The sequence below is a fragment of the Algibacter sp. genome, from assembly GCF_049667265.1.
Taxonomy (GTDB): Bacteria; Bacteroidota; Bacteroidia; order Flavobacteriales; family Flavobacteriaceae; genus Algibacter_B.
On sequence record NZ_JBATHX010000074.1, the window covers coordinates 1 to 3,056 of the forward strand.

Here is a 3,056-nt window from a genome sequence, read left to right on the forward strand (position 1 = left end):
ATGGACATGAAAATACCTCACGGAAATTATTAGAAATACAGTATAAAAATAAAAGAAAAGTAACCAACCCAATTAGTTTTAAAAAGCCCTAGGTAACCCAATAAAAACCGCTAATTATGAAGCCAAAATTTATGTTAATTGATGATAGTATAATTGATTTATACATCAACGAAAAAAATATTGAAAAATTAGAAATAGATTCTGACGTTACGTCATATTCCAATGGAATATCTGCTTTGGAATTTTTCAAAAAATTAGATGACAAAAATAATAAGCAAAATGGAACCATTCCAGATATTATTTTGTTAGATATAAATATGCCAAAAATGAATGGATTTCAATTTTCAAATGCATTTAAGAAATTGGACATAGCTAAGGAAAAAAATATCCAAATATTTATGTTATCGGCATCAAATAATTCAAAATTTATAGCTGATGCTAAAAGTGGGAAGTATTGCCACGGGTTTATTGAAAAGCCATTAAATACTGCAAAACTAAACAGTATTTTGAAAACAATTAGGCCATATTTAAATGAGGATGATTTTAAAGGTAATGAAGTAAATCAAGAAGTTATTAGGTAACCAGGATAAATTTATACAAATGCTCAAGAAAAAATTAATTTGTATTGTTTTCATTTTACTCAACGGGATTTGCGGTTATTGCCAAATTGTTAACCAAGGAGTTTTTCATATTTCGGGTAATACAAAAGTGTGTTTTGACAATGAATTTACGAATGAAAAAGGTGGAGAATTTAGTAATAAAGGAAACCTATATTTAAAAAGTAATTTCGTAAATAATGGTTCAATAAATACTGATATGGGCTTGGTCTATTTTAAAACCTTACTAAACCCAGAAATTAAATTTTCAGCGGTATCTAATTCTGAAAGTTATTTTGAGTTATTTTCAATTGAAAAGAATAGATTAAAATATAAAGGGCAGGAAACTAGAATTTTTCTAATAGATGCCCTAATATCCAGTATAAACAATAATGTTTCAGATAATAAAACGACCTTTTTAATTAAAAAAAACAGTAACGTTTTTATTGAAACTGCATGTAGAAATCAATCAATTTCTAGTAAAGTTGAGCTCGCGTTCAATGATTACATTGAAATTTGGGAACAAAGACCTATTGGTGATGGCGCTCCTTCTGTAAACGAATTTTCCCTAATTATTAATAGCCATGGGATTTAGTGAGGCAAATCCCTGTAAAAGCATTCCATTATTACTTTAATAATTGGGATGCTTTTTTTTGTTTTTGAAAAGGATAAATTAAATAAATTAAAAAGGCTATCAGTAATTTTGTAAATTGCGTAGTCGAAAAAATTAGGTCTTTATAAAAAATGGTTACATTAAAACAATTAGCAAAAGAATTAAACGTCTCAATATCAACAGTTTCAAAAGCATTAAACAATAGCGAAGAAATTGGTCAAGATACTGTTCGACGCGTAAAAGAGCTTGCTGAATTGTATAATTACCGACCTAATAAGGTAGCATTAAGTTTAAAAAATAATAAAACGAGAACCATTGGTGTTATCATTCCAAACATCCTTAATCGGTTTTTGGCTAAAGTGCTTTTTGGTATTGAAAGAGAAGCCACTAAACAAGGTTATAACATTATAACTTGTATTTCAAATGAATCATTAGCAAAAGAAAAAGAGAGCCTGCAATTGTTGGCAAATGGAAGTGTTGATGGTTTTATATTATCCATTGCTGAAGAGTCTCAGAAAAATAATGAAGTCGCACATTTTAAAAGAACCATTGAACAAGGTTTACCAATAGTTATGTTTGATAGGGTGGCGCACGATGTGTTCTGTGATAAAGTAATTGTTGATGATTTTGATGCCACATACAATGCTACAAAAAGTTTAATTGCTGAAAAACGTAAATCAATAGCATTTATAAGTAATATAAATGATTTGAGTATTGGAAAGCTAAGAGAGCGCGGCTACAATAAAGCCCTTTTAGAAAGTGGGACTCATGAACCTTTATTATTAATGATTACCAAAGGTGAGGACCATACCCAAAAAATCATCGCTTTTTTAGAAAACAATAAACAGGTTGATGGCATTATTGCTGCAGATACCTTTTCAGGCATAATAGCTGTAAATGCTGCTGTACATTTGGGCTTAAAAGTTCCCAAAGATATATCTGTAATTGGATTTGCTAGTACATCGGAATCAAATCTATCCATTCCAAAACTTACTACAATTAGGCAACATGCAAATGATATTGGCGCAAATGCCGCTCAATTATTAATAAATAGGATCCAAAATAAAGGTTTGGACAAGGATGTGAAAACAAAAATTGTTAAAACGAGTTTGGTGAAAAATCAGTCGACCTTGTAATCTAAAACAGACAAAACAGAGTTGTTTTGCACTTCGTCGATAAAAAAAGGTGTAGTTCGTCGAATATTTTACTTTTTGTCGAAAAAATTATAGTTAAAACTACTTATTGCAATACTTTAGCCTTCCTTAGTTGAGCGACCCATTTTATTCCCTAAGTTCAACGAAGAAGAATTAATCCACTTTGACTTTTTTAAGTCATTTCCCTCATTAAAAAATATTATAGAGTCGTACTACATTTTGTGTATTCGATTTTAAGTTAATTATCCATTTTTTCCCTTAACTACGATTTTGTTTTCAAAGTCTTAGTTCAACAATTCTATTCCAAAAGAATAGGAAAAAATATGAAACCTTAAAATTTGAATACATATGAAAACCTTAAAAATTACTTTAATAGCAGCGTTATTTTTTGCTTCTTTAACATCTTGTACAAAACAAGATTTAAATGAAGGCGATATACAAACTGCTTCAGATACTGAATTACCTATTCCTTTTACAGGAGGTCAAGGACACGATTAAATTCTAAATCCTAAAATAGCTTGAGTCCCATATGATTTATTTCGTATGGGATTTTTTTATATAAGAAATGATTGTGTAAAAAATCGAAAAATTATAAATACATTTGAAATATTGCTAACGTACTTTATTTTAATTGAAATATAGAATTCTATACCTACTTTTGTTTTTTTGTTTACTTGGAACCCAAGCGCAAAC

Annotated in this window: 4 protein-coding genes; all 4 read left to right on the forward strand. The window is 29.3% G+C overall.

Features of this window, described 5'->3' with window-relative positions:
• The first annotated feature begins 116 nt into the window (after positions 1-116).
• On the forward strand, positions 117-581 hold the full coding sequence (locus WBN21_RS02755) for a response regulator (RefSeq protein ID WP_424197770.1): 465 nt from the start codon (positions 117-119) through the stop codon (positions 579-581).
• A gap of 19 nt (positions 582-600) precedes the next feature.
• Positions 601-1,191 carry a hypothetical protein gene (locus WBN21_RS02760; RefSeq protein ID WP_424197771.1) on the forward strand — a complete coding sequence of 197 codons (591 nt, stop codon included), beginning with the start codon at positions 601-603 and terminating at the stop codon, positions 1,189-1,191.
• Between the two features lie 149 nt (positions 1,192-1,340).
• On the forward strand, positions 1,341-2,345 hold the full coding sequence (locus WBN21_RS02765) for a LacI family DNA-binding transcriptional regulator (protein ID WP_424197772.1): 1,005 nt from the start codon (positions 1,341-1,343) through the stop codon (positions 2,343-2,345).
• Between the two features lie 366 nt (positions 2,346-2,711).
• Entirely contained in the window at positions 2,712-2,861 is a 150-nt protein-coding gene (locus WBN21_RS02770; protein ID WP_424197773.1) for a hypothetical protein, read from the forward strand.
• The last annotated feature ends 195 nt before the right edge of the window (positions 2,862-3,056 follow it).